General features: G+C 44.5%; 12 protein-coding genes. 3 read left to right on the plus strand and 9 right to left on the minus strand.

Annotated elements, in window-relative coordinates; translation table 11 throughout:
• Positions 1–89: 89 nt before the first annotated feature.
• Complete coding sequence (gene uvrB / locus AC0WRU_RS22195; protein ID WP_476126315.1) at positions 90–2,081, minus strand: excinuclease ABC subunit UvrB; 1,992 nt, start codon at positions 2,079–2,081, stop codon at positions 90–92.
• A 208-nt stretch (positions 2,082–2,289) separates the two neighbouring features.
• Between uvrB and AC0WRU_RS22200 the strand changes: the two genes are divergently transcribed.
• Together AC0WRU_RS22200 and AC0WRU_RS22205 are read left to right on the plus strand one after the other, a co-directional pair.
• Positions 2,290–3,120 (plus strand): flagellar motor protein, encoded by an 831-nt coding sequence (locus AC0WRU_RS22200; protein ID WP_476126316.1) that lies wholly within the window; start codon positions 2,290–2,292, stop codon positions 3,118–3,120.
• Positions 3,104–3,916 carry a flagellar motor protein MotB gene (locus AC0WRU_RS22205; protein WP_476126317.1) on the plus strand — a complete coding sequence of 271 codons (813 nt, stop codon included), beginning with the start codon at positions 3,104–3,106 and terminating at the stop codon, positions 3,914–3,916. Before AC0WRU_RS22200 ends, AC0WRU_RS22205 begins: the two co-directional genes overlap by 17 nt.
• 233 nt (positions 3,917–4,149) lie before the next feature.
• Here AC0WRU_RS22205 and AC0WRU_RS22210 read toward each other — a convergent pair whose 3' ends face one another.
• Positions 4,150–4,374 carry an aspartyl-phosphate phosphatase Spo0E family protein gene (locus AC0WRU_RS22210; RefSeq protein WP_025684164.1) on the minus strand — a complete coding sequence of 75 codons (225 nt, stop codon included), beginning with the start codon at positions 4,372–4,374 and terminating at the stop codon, positions 4,150–4,152.
• Between the two features lie 206 nt (positions 4,375–4,580).
• Positions 4,581–5,990 (minus strand): DNA-binding protein, encoded by a 1,410-nt coding sequence (locus tag AC0WRU_RS22215; RefSeq protein WP_476126318.1) that lies wholly within the window; start codon positions 5,988–5,990, stop codon positions 4,581–4,583.
• Positions 5,991–6,244: 254 nt separating this feature from the next.
• On the opposite strand from AC0WRU_RS22215, the gene AC0WRU_RS22220 reads away from it, so the two are divergent.
• The gene (locus tag AC0WRU_RS22220; RefSeq protein ID WP_476126319.1) at positions 6,245–6,616 is read left to right on the plus strand and encodes a helix-turn-helix domain-containing protein; all 372 of its coding nucleotides are present in this window, start codon (positions 6,245–6,247) and stop codon (positions 6,614–6,616) included.
• A gap of 902 nt (positions 6,617–7,518) precedes the next feature.
• Here the strand turns inward: AC0WRU_RS22220 and AC0WRU_RS22225 are convergent.
• The 6 genes from AC0WRU_RS22225 to AC0WRU_RS22250 form a co-directional block, all read right to left on the minus strand.
• Entirely contained in the window at positions 7,519–11,586 is a 4,068-nt protein-coding gene (locus AC0WRU_RS22225; protein WP_476126320.1) for a glycosyl hydrolase, read from the minus strand.
• A gap of 290 nt (positions 11,587–11,876) precedes the next feature.
• Positions 11,877–11,990, minus strand: coding sequence for a glycoside hydrolase family 48 protein (locus AC0WRU_RS22230; RefSeq protein WP_134912235.1), 114 nt, complete (start codon positions 11,988–11,990; stop codon positions 11,877–11,879).
• Between the two features lie 111 nt (positions 11,991–12,101).
• The gene (locus tag AC0WRU_RS22235; protein ID WP_476126321.1) at positions 12,102–12,485 is read right to left on the minus strand and encodes a hypothetical protein; all 384 of its coding nucleotides are present in this window, start codon (positions 12,483–12,485) and stop codon (positions 12,102–12,104) included.
• 212 nt (positions 12,486–12,697) lie between these two features.
• Entirely contained in the window at positions 12,698–13,909 is a 1,212-nt protein-coding gene (locus AC0WRU_RS22240) for a DUF4179 domain-containing protein (protein WP_476126322.1), read from the minus strand.
• Positions 13,896–14,432, minus strand: coding sequence for a sigma-70 family RNA polymerase sigma factor (locus AC0WRU_RS22245; RefSeq protein WP_476126323.1), 537 nt, complete (start codon positions 14,430–14,432; stop codon positions 13,896–13,898). Before AC0WRU_RS22245 ends, AC0WRU_RS22240 begins: the two co-directional genes overlap by 14 nt.
• 184 nt (positions 14,433–14,616) lie before the next feature.
• On the minus strand, positions 14,617–15,174 hold the full coding sequence (locus AC0WRU_RS22250; RefSeq protein WP_025684156.1) for a class I SAM-dependent methyltransferase: 558 nt from the start codon (positions 15,172–15,174) through the stop codon (positions 14,617–14,619).
• Positions 15,175–15,316 lie beyond the last annotated feature (142 nt).

The raw sequence follows: 15,316 nt of genomic DNA on the forward strand, positions 1-15,316 counted from the left end.
AACGACCACATGGGCCGCCCTCTCTATTTTTAAAAGCAATCATCCATTTCATTTTCAATGTGTTCGTTCTACTAATCGCCCCTGAAAGCTTAATCAGCCCGCAGCTCCAGCAAAGCATCACGCAACTCGGCGGCCCGCTCGAACTGAAGATTCTTGGCGGCATCCTTCATTTCCGCTTCCAAACGCTGAATCAGCGACTGACGCTCTTTCTTGGAAAGTTTACCTGTCTCACCAGGAAGGTAATCATTACGTGCCTCGGCCACCTTGGTTGCTTCAATGACATCACGAATCTTTTTGCGAATCGTTTGCGGGGTAATGCCATGGTCTTCATTGTACTGAATTTGAATCGTACGGCGGCGTTCGGTTTCTTTTATCGCTTTATCCATAGAATCCGTAATTTTGTCACCGTACATAATAACACGGCCATCGCTATTCCGTGCTGCCCGTCCAATCGTCTGGATGAGTGAACGCTCGGAACGCAGGAAGCCTTCCTTGTCCGCATCCAAAATCGTCACCAGCGACACTTCTGGCAAATCCAGACCTTCCCGCAGCAGATTAATTCCAATCAGGACATCAAAGGTACCCAAACGAAGATCTCGTAAAATCGCCATCCGCTCCAGCGTCTTAATCTCGGAATGCATATACCTGACCTTGATACCCACTTCTTTTAAATAGTCGGTCAGATCCTCAGACATTTTCTTGGTAAGCGTGGTGACCAGTACCCGTTCCTCACGCTCCATCCGAAGCCGTATTTCACTAATGAGATCGTCAATCTGTCCTTTGCTCGGCCGCACCTCAATGATCGGGTCAAGAAGCCCCGTAGGCCGGATAATCTGTTGCACAGTCGTTTCACATTTCTCCAGCTCATAGGGGCCTGGTGTAGCTGAAACGTAGACGATCTGACTCACCTTGTCCTCGAACTCTTCAAACTTCAGCGGGCGGTTATCCAGCGCGGATGGCAGACGGAAACCATGCTCCACCAGTACATTCTTACGCGCTTGGTCACCATTATACATCGCCCGAATCTGTGGCAATGTAACATGAGACTCATCAATCACGATCAGCATATCATCCGGAAAATAATCCAACAGCGTATACGGTGTCGCCCCCCGCTCGCGGAATGTCAGTGGACCTGAGTAATTCTCGACGCCGGAACAAAAACCAACCTCTTTCATCATCTCGATATCATAGCGGGTACGTTGCTCCAAACGTTGTGCCTCCAGCAGCTTCCCTTGTTCCTTCAGCTCCACTAACCGCTCTTCAAGCTCACGTTCAATGTTGACTAGTGCTACCTTCATCGTATCCTCATGAGTAACGAAGTGAGATGCAGGGAAAATGGCAATATGATCACGTTCACCGATCAATTCACCCGTAAGCACATTAATCTCGGTGATCCGTTCAATTTCATCCCCGAACAGTTCTACCCGTATAGCGTGTTCCCCATGGGAAGCCGGGAATATTTCAACAACATCTCCCCGTACACGGAAAGTACCCCGCACGAAGTTGATATCGTTCCGCTGATATTGAATATCGACCAAGCGGGACAAAATCTGATTGCGGGGTTTCTCCATGCCGACTCTAAGCGAGAGCAGCAGGCTTGAATATTCTTTCGGGGAACCCAGACCATAAATGCAGGAGACACTCGCTACAATAATAACGTCACGACGCTCAAACAGAGAGCTTGTGGCGGAGTGGCGAAGTTTATCAATCTCCTCATTGATGCTGGAATCCTTCTCAATATACGTATCGGAAGACGGAATGTATGCTTCCGGTTGGTAGTAATCATAGTAGCTGACAAAATAATCGACTGAGTTATTCGGAAAAAACTCCTTAAACTCACTCGCCAGTTGGGCAGCCAAAGTCTTGTTATGTGCAATAACCAAAGTAGGCCGATTCAGCTTGGCAATGGTCTGCGCGATGGTAAATGTCTTACCTGTTCCCGTAGCACCCAATAGTGTTTGATGCTTTTTTCCTTCTGCAATCCCCTCTACCAATTCAAAAATGGCCTGGGGTTGATCGCCTTGAGGCTGGAATTCCGACTGAATTTCAAAAGTCTTATCGCTAACAACGATATCACTCATTGCCCTGCATCACCCTTATCGTCTAAAATGGAAACATCATGTTTCTACAACAGTCGAGCTGAAACGTCTTTACCTGTAAACCTATGTCGATATTTCCCGAGCAATGATACTTGGGAAATATGGTTGAATAAGAATGTTTGTTCCCGTATTATACCTCTTTCTTACCTTGGATGCAAACGATAAGTCTTGAATAGGAGTGAATTAAATTTTGGATATCACCATCGTATTGGGCATCATCGCCGGAATCATAGCATTAATCGGTGGCTTCTTATGGGAAGGCGGAGAATTTACAGGGCTGCTTCAAGGTACATCGGCTCTGATTGTATTTGGCGGAACATTCGCCGCAGTCGTCATCAGCTACCCCGTTTCCAAGCTGAAGACCGTACCAGTTGCCCTTCGGATGGCGTTTAGCCGTGAGGACAACCTCTCCGAGCAATATATTGAAGATTTGGTTTCCATGGCGGCCACCTCCCGCCGATCCGGGGTGCTTGCGCTGGAGCGTATTTCCTCAGAGCATCCGAATGCATTTCTGCGCGAAGGTCTTCAACTGGTCATTGACGGCACCGAGCAGGAGCAAATCAAGCAAATTCTGGAACTCGAGTTAGATACCATTGAGCATAAACACGAAGGATATGCCAAAATATTTGAATCCGCAGGCGGCTATGCCCCTACGATGGGGATTATCGGTACTGTGATGGGCCTGATCCATGTGCTCGGCAGCCTGACCGAGCCAACAGCGCTTGGACCGTCTATTGCTGTGGCCTTTATCGCTACACTATACGGCGTTGCCAGTGCCAATCTGATTTTCCTGCCCATCGCATCCAAAATCAGAGCATGCAGCGAAAATGAAATGGTCACGATGGATTTACTGCTGCAAGGCATTCTCGCCATCCAAAACGGTGAGAATCCGAAGCTTGTACGCAAAAAACTGGAGTTCTTTATCCGTTCAGAGAAAACTCTGGGGCCTAAGCCACCTCGTCGTCGCTCACGTACAGATGACGTTGCTCCAAAGGAGGACTTCCATGAGAGCGCGCGCTAAGCGCCGTGGGAGTCAAGGAGGCGGAGACCATCGTGACCGCTGGATGATTACCTATGCCGATCTGATCACCCTGCTGCTCATATTTTTCGTTGTGATGTATGCCATGAGTAGTCTGGATGCTAAAAAATACGATGTCGTTGTTCAATCCCTACAGGATACGTTCCATAAGGGCGATTCTATTTTGGAGCAAGGCTCAGGCATTACGGGTACTGCGGATCAGCACACAAGTAAGAATCCGCCCACGACCAAGCAACCAGCAGCCGATAAAAAGGAAGCTGGATCGACAAAGCTCACCGAACGTGAACAAGCATTTCGCACGCAGGAAAAAGAGCTACAAAATTTAATGGGTGTCATTCAAGAATATATTACGGACAACAAACTGGAAAATCAGATTTTTGTGTCAGATCAGCCTCGCGGTATTGTCATCACCCTGAGCGACCGCTTTTTATTCGATCAGGGCAGGGCTGCACTCAAGCAAGGCTCTGCAAACACGTTATCCAAGCTGGCCAGTCTGTTCCGGGATTTGAAAACGCCGATCAGCATCGAGGGCCATACGGACAATATTCCGTTCACACGCTCTTCGAACGCTTCGACCTACAAGGACAACTGGGAGCTTTCCGGGGCACGGGCGCTATCGGTGCTTCGATTCTTTCTCGACAGAGAAAATCTGTCACCCTCGGAATTTCAATATGCGGGTTATGCCGATACCCGACCGGTTGGAGATAATACGACCGAGGCCGGACGACAAAAAAACCGCCGTGTCGAAATTACCGTGCTGCGCCAGCTTCAACAGTAAATGCCAAAAACCTCCTCAGTCACACTCAACGTGAACCGGGAGGTTTTTTAGATACATATTATATAGTTCTACATGGCTTCCGCTCTGATGACGCAGAACAATAAACCGTACGAACAGCGTTGTATAGAGCGGCGTACGAGAGATGAGAGAGGTTATTTTGTTTAAGTCTATATCCCCACTATGTATTAGAAGCCAAGGTGAAGTTAGGTATATCTTGTCATGATGCTGGAAAATCAATAAGATAAGGCACACTCGTGTTGCTTCTCTTGCAATGGTGAATTTTGGGGGATGGTCTGCTTGTGGTAGCTATATTTCCAATCGCTGTACAAATTAAGGAGCCGATCCAACTCCATAGACTTGGTCAACACCTGCCGATCCTTCAAGCCCACCTCTTTCGCCAAATCATTTAATTCCTTACGCTTTTCTTCGATGCAGTCCTCCAATTTTTGCAATTTCACATCAACAAACCTCCTGTTTGGTATGGTATTTATAGTTAGTTTACAAGCTGATACCTTCCCTACAGGTTAATAATATAATAAAACCCATTTCATCCCTTTAACGGGATAAATCAAAAAAACAGCCTTATTAGGACTGGTTTTTTGATAACTATTAAGCTCCAGTTCCATGTCCAAAAACAATAATATTATGGGAAAATTCAAAGAAGCTAATAAGCCCTATAATTAGCATGTATTTCAGGTTTTTTACTTGCATTAACTAAAACCTCCTCCATGATTCTTTCATATTCTGATTTTTGATCTTTCGTAGCCTCAAGTCTGAATCTTTCAAACAAAGCTGTACAGACCATACACTTATCTTTATTATTGATTTCAAGATATTTTCTTAAGCTTCTTAAAATATAATAAACACCTTTCTCATGGAAAAGGTTATTAAACATATATATAGCCAGTTGGTAACACAAATCAGCATAAGTGTCGTAACTAAATGACTGCTTATAATAACTGGTACCAACAGATAATTCATTATTAAAGGACGTCAGTTCGTTAGAAAACTGTTGTAGAATATGTTCTATCAAAAAACCATGCTTGTTAGCCGACTCTACTATCGTTAATAACCCCAATAAAATTTCAGGGGGATTACTTTTAAGAAATTGAATATACTTTGGTAAACTATCTGTATCTCCCATAAGAATATTTAAATTAAGTTGATTAGCATGTGCCCAAAGAGTAAACCTTTGCACTTCTTGCTGACCAATTTCCCCTAAATCTTTAAACCAACTCAAATCGGCATAGCCAGAAATATACTGCATGGCTTCTTCATATCTTCCTTGCTTTTCCAATGCATTTCCCTTCGTCAAGTAACCTTGACCATAGTAGACGACTAAATGTCTCTCAGTTTTCAATGTAAATTTCTTTTTATTAGTTTCTCTGCTCTTACAAACAATAGTTGCAAGAGCTCTTAATTCATCTGCATAACGCTCTGCTTCTTTCCATTGATGCAAGTTGTAATAAAGATTTGACAGTTTAAGCAGACCATCTAGATGATAATCTAAGGGTACCCGATTTCTAAAGGGTACGAATCTTAGTGCAGCTTCAAAATTTATCTTCATATTTTCACTAACAGAGATTGAAAAAATTCTATAATGGCTAATTGCCAACCTCTCGGAATGTTGATACTTCTCATTTTCAATAACACATTCATAGAAAGGAACTGCTTCTTGCAGCTTCCCTTCTTCATACAACTCCTCTGCCAAAGCAAAGATCGTTGGAATGTGGTTGAGATCCTCCATTAGGCGTGAAAGCACTTTCTCCACACACCGCAAGTTCCCCACTTCAACACAACGAATCAGGAATGGCTTAACTCTTTTCCAATGAGGTCTGCCATCGTAAAAGCATTCATCTACGTATAGGTCATACAACCAGTCCTCTGGATAGTTAAGCGCTTTAGTAATTAAGTCCATTTGTCTTACGGAAATCGGTTTAGGCGGATTGCCATTAAGCATAGCACTAAATATGCCCCGATTAAGACCCGTAGCTTGTCCAAAACTATTAAAAGTGTAGCCACCAAGTTTTAACTCTTTCTCAATTTCCGAACGAATCGTGGTTGCATTTTCCAATAAAAACACCCCCGGCATATTCAGATGATTTTAAAAAATCACCCTCCTCGACAAACAATTACAATATACTAGAAATTATATGAATAAACTGGATGATGGTCAACCCCTTTTTTTACACCGTTTTAATATATATTGTAATTTAATGTGTATAAAAGTCCTTACAGGGACTTAATACTATATTATTTAGGCAATTCGATTACCTCCACGCTTGATCTACCTTTGTCTACACTCATACTATAGGAGTGTGGATGTCTATGGAAACAACAAAACTCATAGGAGCGAAAATCCGCCAATTTCGGACTTTGCGTGGTATTACACAAGAACAACTGGCGGAAGCATCCGATTCAACAGGCTCCTATATCGGCAAGTTGGAGCGCGGTGAGGTCAATGTACAGATTAAAACTTTGGAAAAAATAGCCGAAGCGCTGGAAACAAACGTATTTGCATTTTTTGACTTCAACCCATATGAGGAACTTCGAAGCCAGCCTTGGATATGGGAATGTGTTCATTTACTGTCCAAGCAGAATGAAGCCGACCAAAATAAAGCTTATCGGATATTGAAGGAACTGTTCACTTCCTCAGAAAGCGGGCTTACAGCAAGTAACCCCGATGATTCGGACGACTAAGGATAACTTTAATTTGCTCCCGACTAGCCATGTACGCAAAAGATCAAAAAGGCTATGTTTTCTCTACCTAGAGTGGTAGGTTACATAGCCCTTTTTATATTCTAAGAAGTAGTTGTATTATTTTTTGCAACTACGGCGACTATATGTTATGTTAACTGTAAATATTTGTTTGGAGGTATGGTCAATGAAATCATTTCGATTTTGGCTGATCCTAATCTCAATTTTAGTGATTGTTGTAAATGTTTTGGGCTATGATGACTATAATATACTATTGGCTATCATTAGCCCGTTGGTTTGGATGTATGAATCATTTCGATTTGTACGAGAAGCAGGTATTCCAATAGTCGTTGTATACTTGACTACACTAGGTTTCTGGTATCTTGTTGGTTTGGTTTTGGATCGTCTAATAAAAAAAAGATGAATTTTTCCAAAATGCGACACTACCTTATGTCCTTTGAGCATGAGGTACACAACAGGTCAGCCCCTCTATAAAACTATTTCAATACCTACGAACTCCTTTCAAACAAGTGGTTTTAGCGCCATTGTTACATACGAATCGCTTTTAGCAAGTTCCTTCTAAAGTCCCCCCTTTATCCACCGAGCCAGTTGCTCTCAATCGTGCACTGGTACTTATCTTATCTATCCCCCTTCCCACCAGCTCTAAAGGAAATTATAATTCTTGATGTGTTACAAGAACGATGAAAATAAACAAATCATTTCTCTTTTTACAAAATAATCAATAAAAAAGACCAATCCCTTAAGATTGGCCTAGTCTAATTGCATATGATCTTAAAGACTCTCCATAGAAACTGGTGGCTTAAACCAAGAGAAGAACGTAATGCCCCCCCTCTCTTGGCAAATAATCGGTTGATTCACATGTTGCCGTATAACGGACGCTTGTCTTAATTAGCTGTCGGTTCGGTTCCCCAAACAAGTACGCCATTATGATACAACGTAGCTTTCGTATGATCAGCATATGAAGTTTGCGTGCCTTTATACGAGTAATCGTCACTTTCGTTATAGTTCGACCAGTCTGTTTTATGAATACGGGTTTGAATTTCGCCCGTGCTTTCTCCAAGTGCTAACACGCCTGCATTCGAGTTGAAGCTGACTTCCAAATAATAATCAGCGCCGGTTACAGATTTATCCATTTTAACCAGCTTACCATTCAGCTTCGAGCAGCTCAGCACCGCATAGTCGCAGTTGAATGTCTGGTCACGGTCACCGTCGATCGTGTAGTAGTAGCGAATTTTCAACTCGTTGATCGGTACGGAGGTTGTACCTTTGTTTAAAATTCGAAAATGCGGCTTCAAGTTATTGTCGTTCACATTTGTATCCGCTGCGCGATACTGGAGCAACAGTCCCTTTGTCGGCTGCTGAGTATCCGCTTTCGGCGCTGCGCTAGCCGTGTTCGAAACCGTTTGTCCTGCATCGTTCTTCGCTACGACTTGGTAATAGTACGTCGTGTCTGCCGTTACGGCTGTGTCGGTGTAGCTGCTTCCGTATACATCGCTCGTTACTGTCGCGAACATGCCGTTTTCAACCATCGAACGCTTCACTTCATAGCTTGCCGCATTCGCCGATGCTGTCCAGCTCAGTTTTACTTTCGCCGTTTCGCCCGCTGCATTCAGCGTGAAGCTGCCCGGTACTGACGGCTGCTCGGTAATGCCATACGTTTTTAAGTTGGTCGGGAGCTTGTCAAGCGTAATGACGTTCGGATGATTATACACTTTTTTCAGATGCTCAAGACTGTTTTGTTTGCCGTCTCTCAGAAAATCCCCATACCATGTAGCGAACCAGCTCCAATGGGCTTGATACGCCTTCATCAGATCAGGGTCCGGGATAGGTCCGTTTTCGCTCATGGCAACTAACTTTTTGTCCTTGCCTAATGTAACAAGGTCTTCATATTTTACAATTTGAGGACTGTAGTCGCCTGCTTGCGGATAAGAGTCAAAGCTCAAAATATCCACATAGTCGTCTCCCGGATACCAATCGGGAGCAACCGAATTCCAGACCCAGATCAGATTGTTCAATTTGTGCACATTAGTCAAACGGTCGTGCATCAAAATATACAATTTTTTAACAGGCTCAGGACCTTTAGCGCCCCACCAGAACCATTTGCCTTCCGCTTCGTGCAAAGGACGGAACAGGACAGGAACTTTCGCATCCTGCAACTTCTTCAATTGCTCTGCAATTACATCGATGTCGCGAATAAGTAATTTATAATCTTCGGACTCTGGATTATTCATCGCATATTCTATATCGAATGTGGTCGAATCGGCATAGAAGCCTCTCCACCATTCTTTTCCCTGCGTATCGATAAGACCTTTCGGCGCGTTCCAGTGCCATGCAAAGGTAACAATGCCCCCTTGCTTATCCCATTCAATCGCCTTTTCCGTCTCTGTGGAACGAAGACCGTGTTCCGCTCTGCTTGGCGAATAGTCAACCAGGTCAAGCGCCGCAATAGCCGGCTTTTTACCTACATTCGCTTGAAGCCAATCAATTTCGGGCATATCCTCTTGACCGGAGAGCATATTCTTGCCGTATTGATCAACCAGGTAGTTCATCAATGCTTTTGCTTCTACCGTCGCATTCGGATTGATGAGCGTTTTGGTTACCGCATGCGGCGGACGGTCAGCAGCTGGCTCCAGCTTGACGTAGTCGATATCATACCAGCCCCAGCCCGTTTCAAAACCGATCGTATTCGCCCCTGCATTCAACAGAAGCTTGCCTCCGGAAGTTTCTTTAAAATCAGCCGATTTCAAAAGTACCAGCTCTCCAGACGCTTTGCCGTTTAAAGAGAAATTCGTGCGTTTGTCATCACTAGGAGAACGGTAGCCGATTGTAAGATTGTACAAGCCTGCCGCCTCTGCCTGGATCGTCATCGTCAGGGAATCCCCTGCATTGTGGAAATTAGTTACATAACCGGTACCGGAGAAGCCGGTCCCGCTGGATTCCACAATGGTTCCCTTCAGCGTGCCATCTTCGGCTTCATAGCGAAGCGAACCCTTTACAGACGCCTGCGGAACCGCTTTCAAGACATTGGAATCGCTCGTTCCCGCATTTGTTTTTGCGTTTACTTTATAATAGTACGAAGTGCCGTTCGTTACGTTAGTATCCGTATAAGACGTTTCGATCAAGTTGGATGCTACAGCAGTAAAAGGACCGTTTTCATACGTTGCCCGCTGTACACTGTAACCTACAACTCCGCTGGAAGCGTCCCAGGACAAATCGACTTTCCCATCGCCAGCCTCAGCTCTCAGCGCAAAGCTTTCAGGACCTTCCCCAGGTGGCACAGACGTATCATTGCCGGCAGTCAACACGATGTGATAAGCCGTCAAAGGCGGTACTGTATAGGTAAAGCGGTTGCCTGAAATTTGCGTAATTGGCGCTGCTTCCTTAATTTCCGAGCTATTTTTGTCGAAGCCCCATACTTTACCGGAACCGTAAGTCGTCTCGCCGGAAAGATCAAATTGGGCATCGAATGCGCTGTCCATGCTTTTATTCATGACAACAAGGTGCAGTTCTTTGTAGGATGCATCCGTTACGGAAGCATGCACCGAGCTATTGACAATATCGGACGTTTGCGCATTAACGCTGATATCACCGAAAGTAGAGCTTTTTCCGTCATAATTGCGGTAAAGCTTGTAAGCGGCACTAACGTAGTTGTTGGCACCATCCTTTAACTTCCAGTAGTTTGCCATATAAACGTCGTTTTTGCCCAAGATGCCCAGCACATCGGTCATAGCGATCCCGCCGGAAATATCATTTTCGCCGCCGTAGCTATACTCGGTCAAAGCCAGCTTGGTTCCCGGGTAATACTTGTCCACTGACTGCTTCAATCGAGGCAGTAAAGGCAAGAATTCGCTGTTCCCTTGAGCGATCCAGCTATCTTCCTTATAGGTCGGATCCCACAAAGTACGAGGCGCTTGCATTCTGGCTTTCTTCGTTGCGTCATTGCCTACCTCATTCGTAATTCGTATGCCTCCGCCCATCGCTTCAGGATACCAGTGCACATCGAACACATCCAGCAATCTCTTGCCTTCGGCTTGCGAGCTGAGACGCATTTGATCCAGATAATAGTCCACGAACCAACTGTAGCTGCCTTTTACAGAGCTCCAATCAGGTGCAGTTTGAAGATCTTTATAGGCGCCAAAACCGTAAAGGACCGGCCCAAAAATTTCCGCACCCGCGTCAACCGCCTTAACAGCTTTGGATAAACTTACCGACCGATCCACCAACTCTTTCGCTCCGACATTTTCACCATGAATGCGCGGATGCGTATGCGACCAGAGAGCGGGTTCATTGTCGAGCGCATATCCTTTCACACCCGTCTTTGTTGAAGCAGCGCCGTACTTTTTCACTAAAAAGTTGACGAATTCATCTGCATAAACCTGATTGTCATTCAGATCAGGCTGTAGTTGGAACGGCGCATTTTTAGCGTTTACGACCTGATTCCAACGAGCGGAAGGGGCCTTTTCGCTTTCCTGCACACTTCCGTTTCCATCCTTGGCCACATAACCGGCCATCGGCAGCGTGACTAAAGAATAAGTGCCAAGCTTCAGCGATTGATCATGAAACGAAGTCGTCACCGCCCCCGGCTTTTCACATTCGGCTTTTGTCAGACCGCCATTGCTGCATAAATAGTTATCGCTGGATTGCTGCCAATCGCTTCCTGCATTGGACATATTGTTTTCCCAGTTATATCCGGTCATTCGATTACCACCCAGTCGTCTGGCAGTCAGATTCTCATCACCTGCCAAATCCTGATTCGTACCGTATATATAAGGGCTAATAGGCTTACGATCCTTGGATGTATCGACTTTAATGGTAACGGTCTTTGCCGTTTGACCGTGAACTACAGTTGGAGCTGGTAGAGCCCCCCCTACTATAATCGTGCATGCCATGACGACAGCCAGCCATTTGGAACGTTTGGACAAAATACCACTACTACTATTTTCCGCCTTCATGCCGCTTTCCTCCTCTACATTTGAAAAGAGCGGCACCCATACGAGTGCCGCCTCCGTCAGGCTTTAAGGCTCCTGACTCCAAACGAGTTTATCGTTCTGGTACAACGTCACCTTACTCTAATCTGCAAATTAATTTTTTGTAGGATCGTAGGAGTATTCATCTGCCACATTGTAGTTTGTCCACTCGGTTGACTACACTCTCCTCTCCGTCCGAAATCCAGATTTGGCCCGGATCTTCAAGTGTTGCAACAGCCGTATTCACACCGCACATGATGGGTTTGCCGTTTGCATCAAGGGAGTACCGTTACCGGCTTCTTGTTGACAAATGTGTAATAGTACAGCTCTGCTATACGTTCTACCGACCAAGCCTGCATATCGAACCATTTGTTGGACGGAAGGTCCATATACACAGATTATTCCATATAGCCATATAGTAGAACATAAATTCGCCGCAAAGTTGTTCTAGCTATGTCACCGTCTTGCTTTGAAACTGGATTGATTCACACCCATCTCCCCTACCGTACCTTGTCCTTTTGAATTAGCTCATAATAGATGCGTGCAGGCTCTGATTCTCCAGTGGATAAAATGTATTCTGCCAAGGGGGCGCACAGCTTTTGAAGATAGAAGGAGTATAGCAGCTCCGCCGTGTCAAAATGAATTTTCAACACCTGTTTCATCAGTCCTTCAAATTTGGGATAATCCAGTTCCTCCGGGGTGATATCAAACGGGTATTCGGGAAAGGTTTTTTTCTGAATTTCGATAAATTGCTCTCTAAGCTTTGGTTGATTGCCTGATCGGGCGGCTGAGAAATTCATCATAAAAAACGATATAAAATCCGTCTCACGATCACTTAATTCATAATACTCACACCAACGCATGAACATCAGCGGTTTTACCATATATAAATCTCCTTTAACAAAAGTTCAGATTTATCGTTGAATCGCACAAAATCTAACAGGTTCCAGCATATGTAATATATAGGTTAAGTCCCATTTTAAAATATGATTCCTTTAACAAATTTTGCATTTTAACATATCCCTATATCTCCAGAAAGAACTCTCCAGATCTACTTCATCCGAAGAGTTCTCCGTATCTACCTCAAACTCAAACCTTACTTGAGCTTATTTTCTCCGATTGGAATTTTCATTTCCAGTTCAGGCAGGTATGTTCTTTTCGAATTTCCTTGTTCATCGTATACAGGTTTGCCTCCCGGCCCGGTTACATTAAAATAGGGTTTAATGGTGATGAATTTCGGTGTTTTCTCAAAGGGAGCTACGAGGATTTGGTGAATACCTGTCCTTGTTTTAGTTCCAGGACGTCCTGAATCCCCATTAACCCATTGTTGTTCCTGCCCCTCATCATCCAAAACCGCGTAGCCCAGTGTATTCATAGCCAGTCCATACCCGTATGCCTCACTCCTATACGTAGTCGGGCCTGGACTTATGTAATGGGTCTTGGTCACAATCATGGTAGACATCGGTGTCATCTCTAATTTTTCCACAACGAAACGGGTAAAATCATTAGATTTCTCCATTCGGGGCGTGAGCACTACGTTTTTAGAAGGAATCTTTTGCACAGGTAATTCAAGCTTAAAGGGCTGTTTTATTCCTGTAATTTGTATTTCTGCCGTTAGTTTAAATTGATCAGGAAGTCCCTTGCCTGTGGAGTACATTCTCTCCAAATCACTATAATAAATGATGACGGAACCCGGAGTGCCTCCAGAGTTAGTAATTAGCGAAGGACCATCAAATTGAAATGGTTTGCCATTGCACCATAACGTAATATCTTCAATTCGTTCATGCAGCGTTGTGCCCAAGTCCTCCCGGTTACTTTCCAGCGTCAGAGCCATACGGACACCGTCATAAGCAACTTGAGAGATACGGAGCTGGGTTCCGTTATGAGTGCTGCTGGCCGCCATTTTTGTTACAAGACCTGCTTCTTCGGCCTTCTGAAGTCCCAAGTCACCCGCTCGCATAAATGCACTCCCGCCTGCTGTTGAAATCCCCCAGTTACCAGCCAATTGCAAGACACTGCTTACCAGTGGAACTTGCCACAACGATTTCGCCATCGTAGGAGAAACGAATGCAGCAGCTATAATTCCACTGCTCATTACTGTGACTAAAGAAGCTGTCAGGATGATTCTCTTAAATGCGTGGCGACGAGAGGTTGAATCCACAGAGTTCGTATGTTGATAGACAAAACCCGTCTCAATCTGGCTATATACCGTTTCCAGCCGTTGACGCACATATGGGGTAATGACATGCTTATTGCGGGATCTTTCTTTAGCTGTTTTCCACTCATTATCCAGATTAATATCTTCCATGGATCGGTGCTCCCCTTTCTCCTGGATTTGATAGCTTTCGCAGCAGGGATTTCCTTGCACGATACAAACGCGTTTTAACCAGACTTTCTGAAATGTCCAACGCTTTTGAAATCTCCCTAATATTCAGATCATAAAAGTATTTCAAAATAATGACGATCCGCATCGGCTCCTCCAACTGCTCTACCGCTTCATGCAATTCAATGTTTTCATACTCACCTGAAACGCCCATTGGGTGTGAAAACTCAGATACCGTAACAGAGCGAGAACGCTTTTTAGCTATTTTATTCGACTCGTTGATTACAATCCGATACATCCAGGTTTTAAAGAGACTTCCATCCCGTAGTGTATTCAAGGACTTGTATGCCTTGAGTATTGCTTCCTGTAGAGCATCAGCACTATCTTGTTCATTCCGCAGGATAGAATGCGCCATCCCGTACAGGTCGCTCTCCACTTCTCTAATGATGTTCACAAAAGCTGGTCTATCCCCGCCTTGTGCCTTTTTGACCTCATTCTCGATATTCAAAGGAGTCCTCCTTTCAAGTTGCCTATCTATTAGATCATTTGAAAGGGCCATGCGTTACAATTTTCTTCCAAAATGCTCAACAAAAAAGACCTTTTCAACATCTTAATGACGCTGACCAGGTCTTCTCATGGAAATCCGTATCTTCACATTCGTATCTATTCTAATCCTCTACATAGCTGACCAATTACAGGCTGCAAGTGAAAACATAGGCGGGCGGGACGTTGTAATGTACCTTTTTGATTTGGATGTCGCCAAAGAAGGTACGAAAAAAATTGTGTTTTACCTTACTATACTGGAACGTAATAAATTTGCCCTCCTGACCCAATACTTCGGCCGTTTGTCCCAAAATCAGGCTGGATAAAGCGGCTGGTAAACTGGTAAAAGGGAGTCCTGATACGACGTAATCCACTTTTGAGACATGATACTGTTTCATATACCGGGCTACATGCTCGGCCGATCCATGAATGACGTGGACTTGCTCCAAGTGTCCGTACTTGCTTTGCAATGTTTTGTAAAACGATTCATTGGACTCAATCACTATAAGTAGTGTATCCGGGCGCTTGTTCTTAATCAGTTCTTGCGTAAACACACCGGTACCTGCACCGTACTCAATGATGCACGATGCTCTGTCAAAAAAAATCGGTGTGGCAATTTGCTTGGCCAACTGTCTTGAGCTTGGCATGACAGCACCTACGCTGCGTGGATGCCTAATGTACTCTCGAATAAAGTGAATCGCATTCATCTTTCCCTCTCCCTGCTTGACACACATAATAGGCATTCGGTTCATCAAGATATCGCATTACATATTCATTGTATCTCGATCAGAATAGTCATTTCAAGCAGGCTACTGTTTGAATATAAAAAGCGGACAGCCTTATTCACAT

The organism is Paenibacillus sp. 1-8 (genome assembly GCF_056316205.1).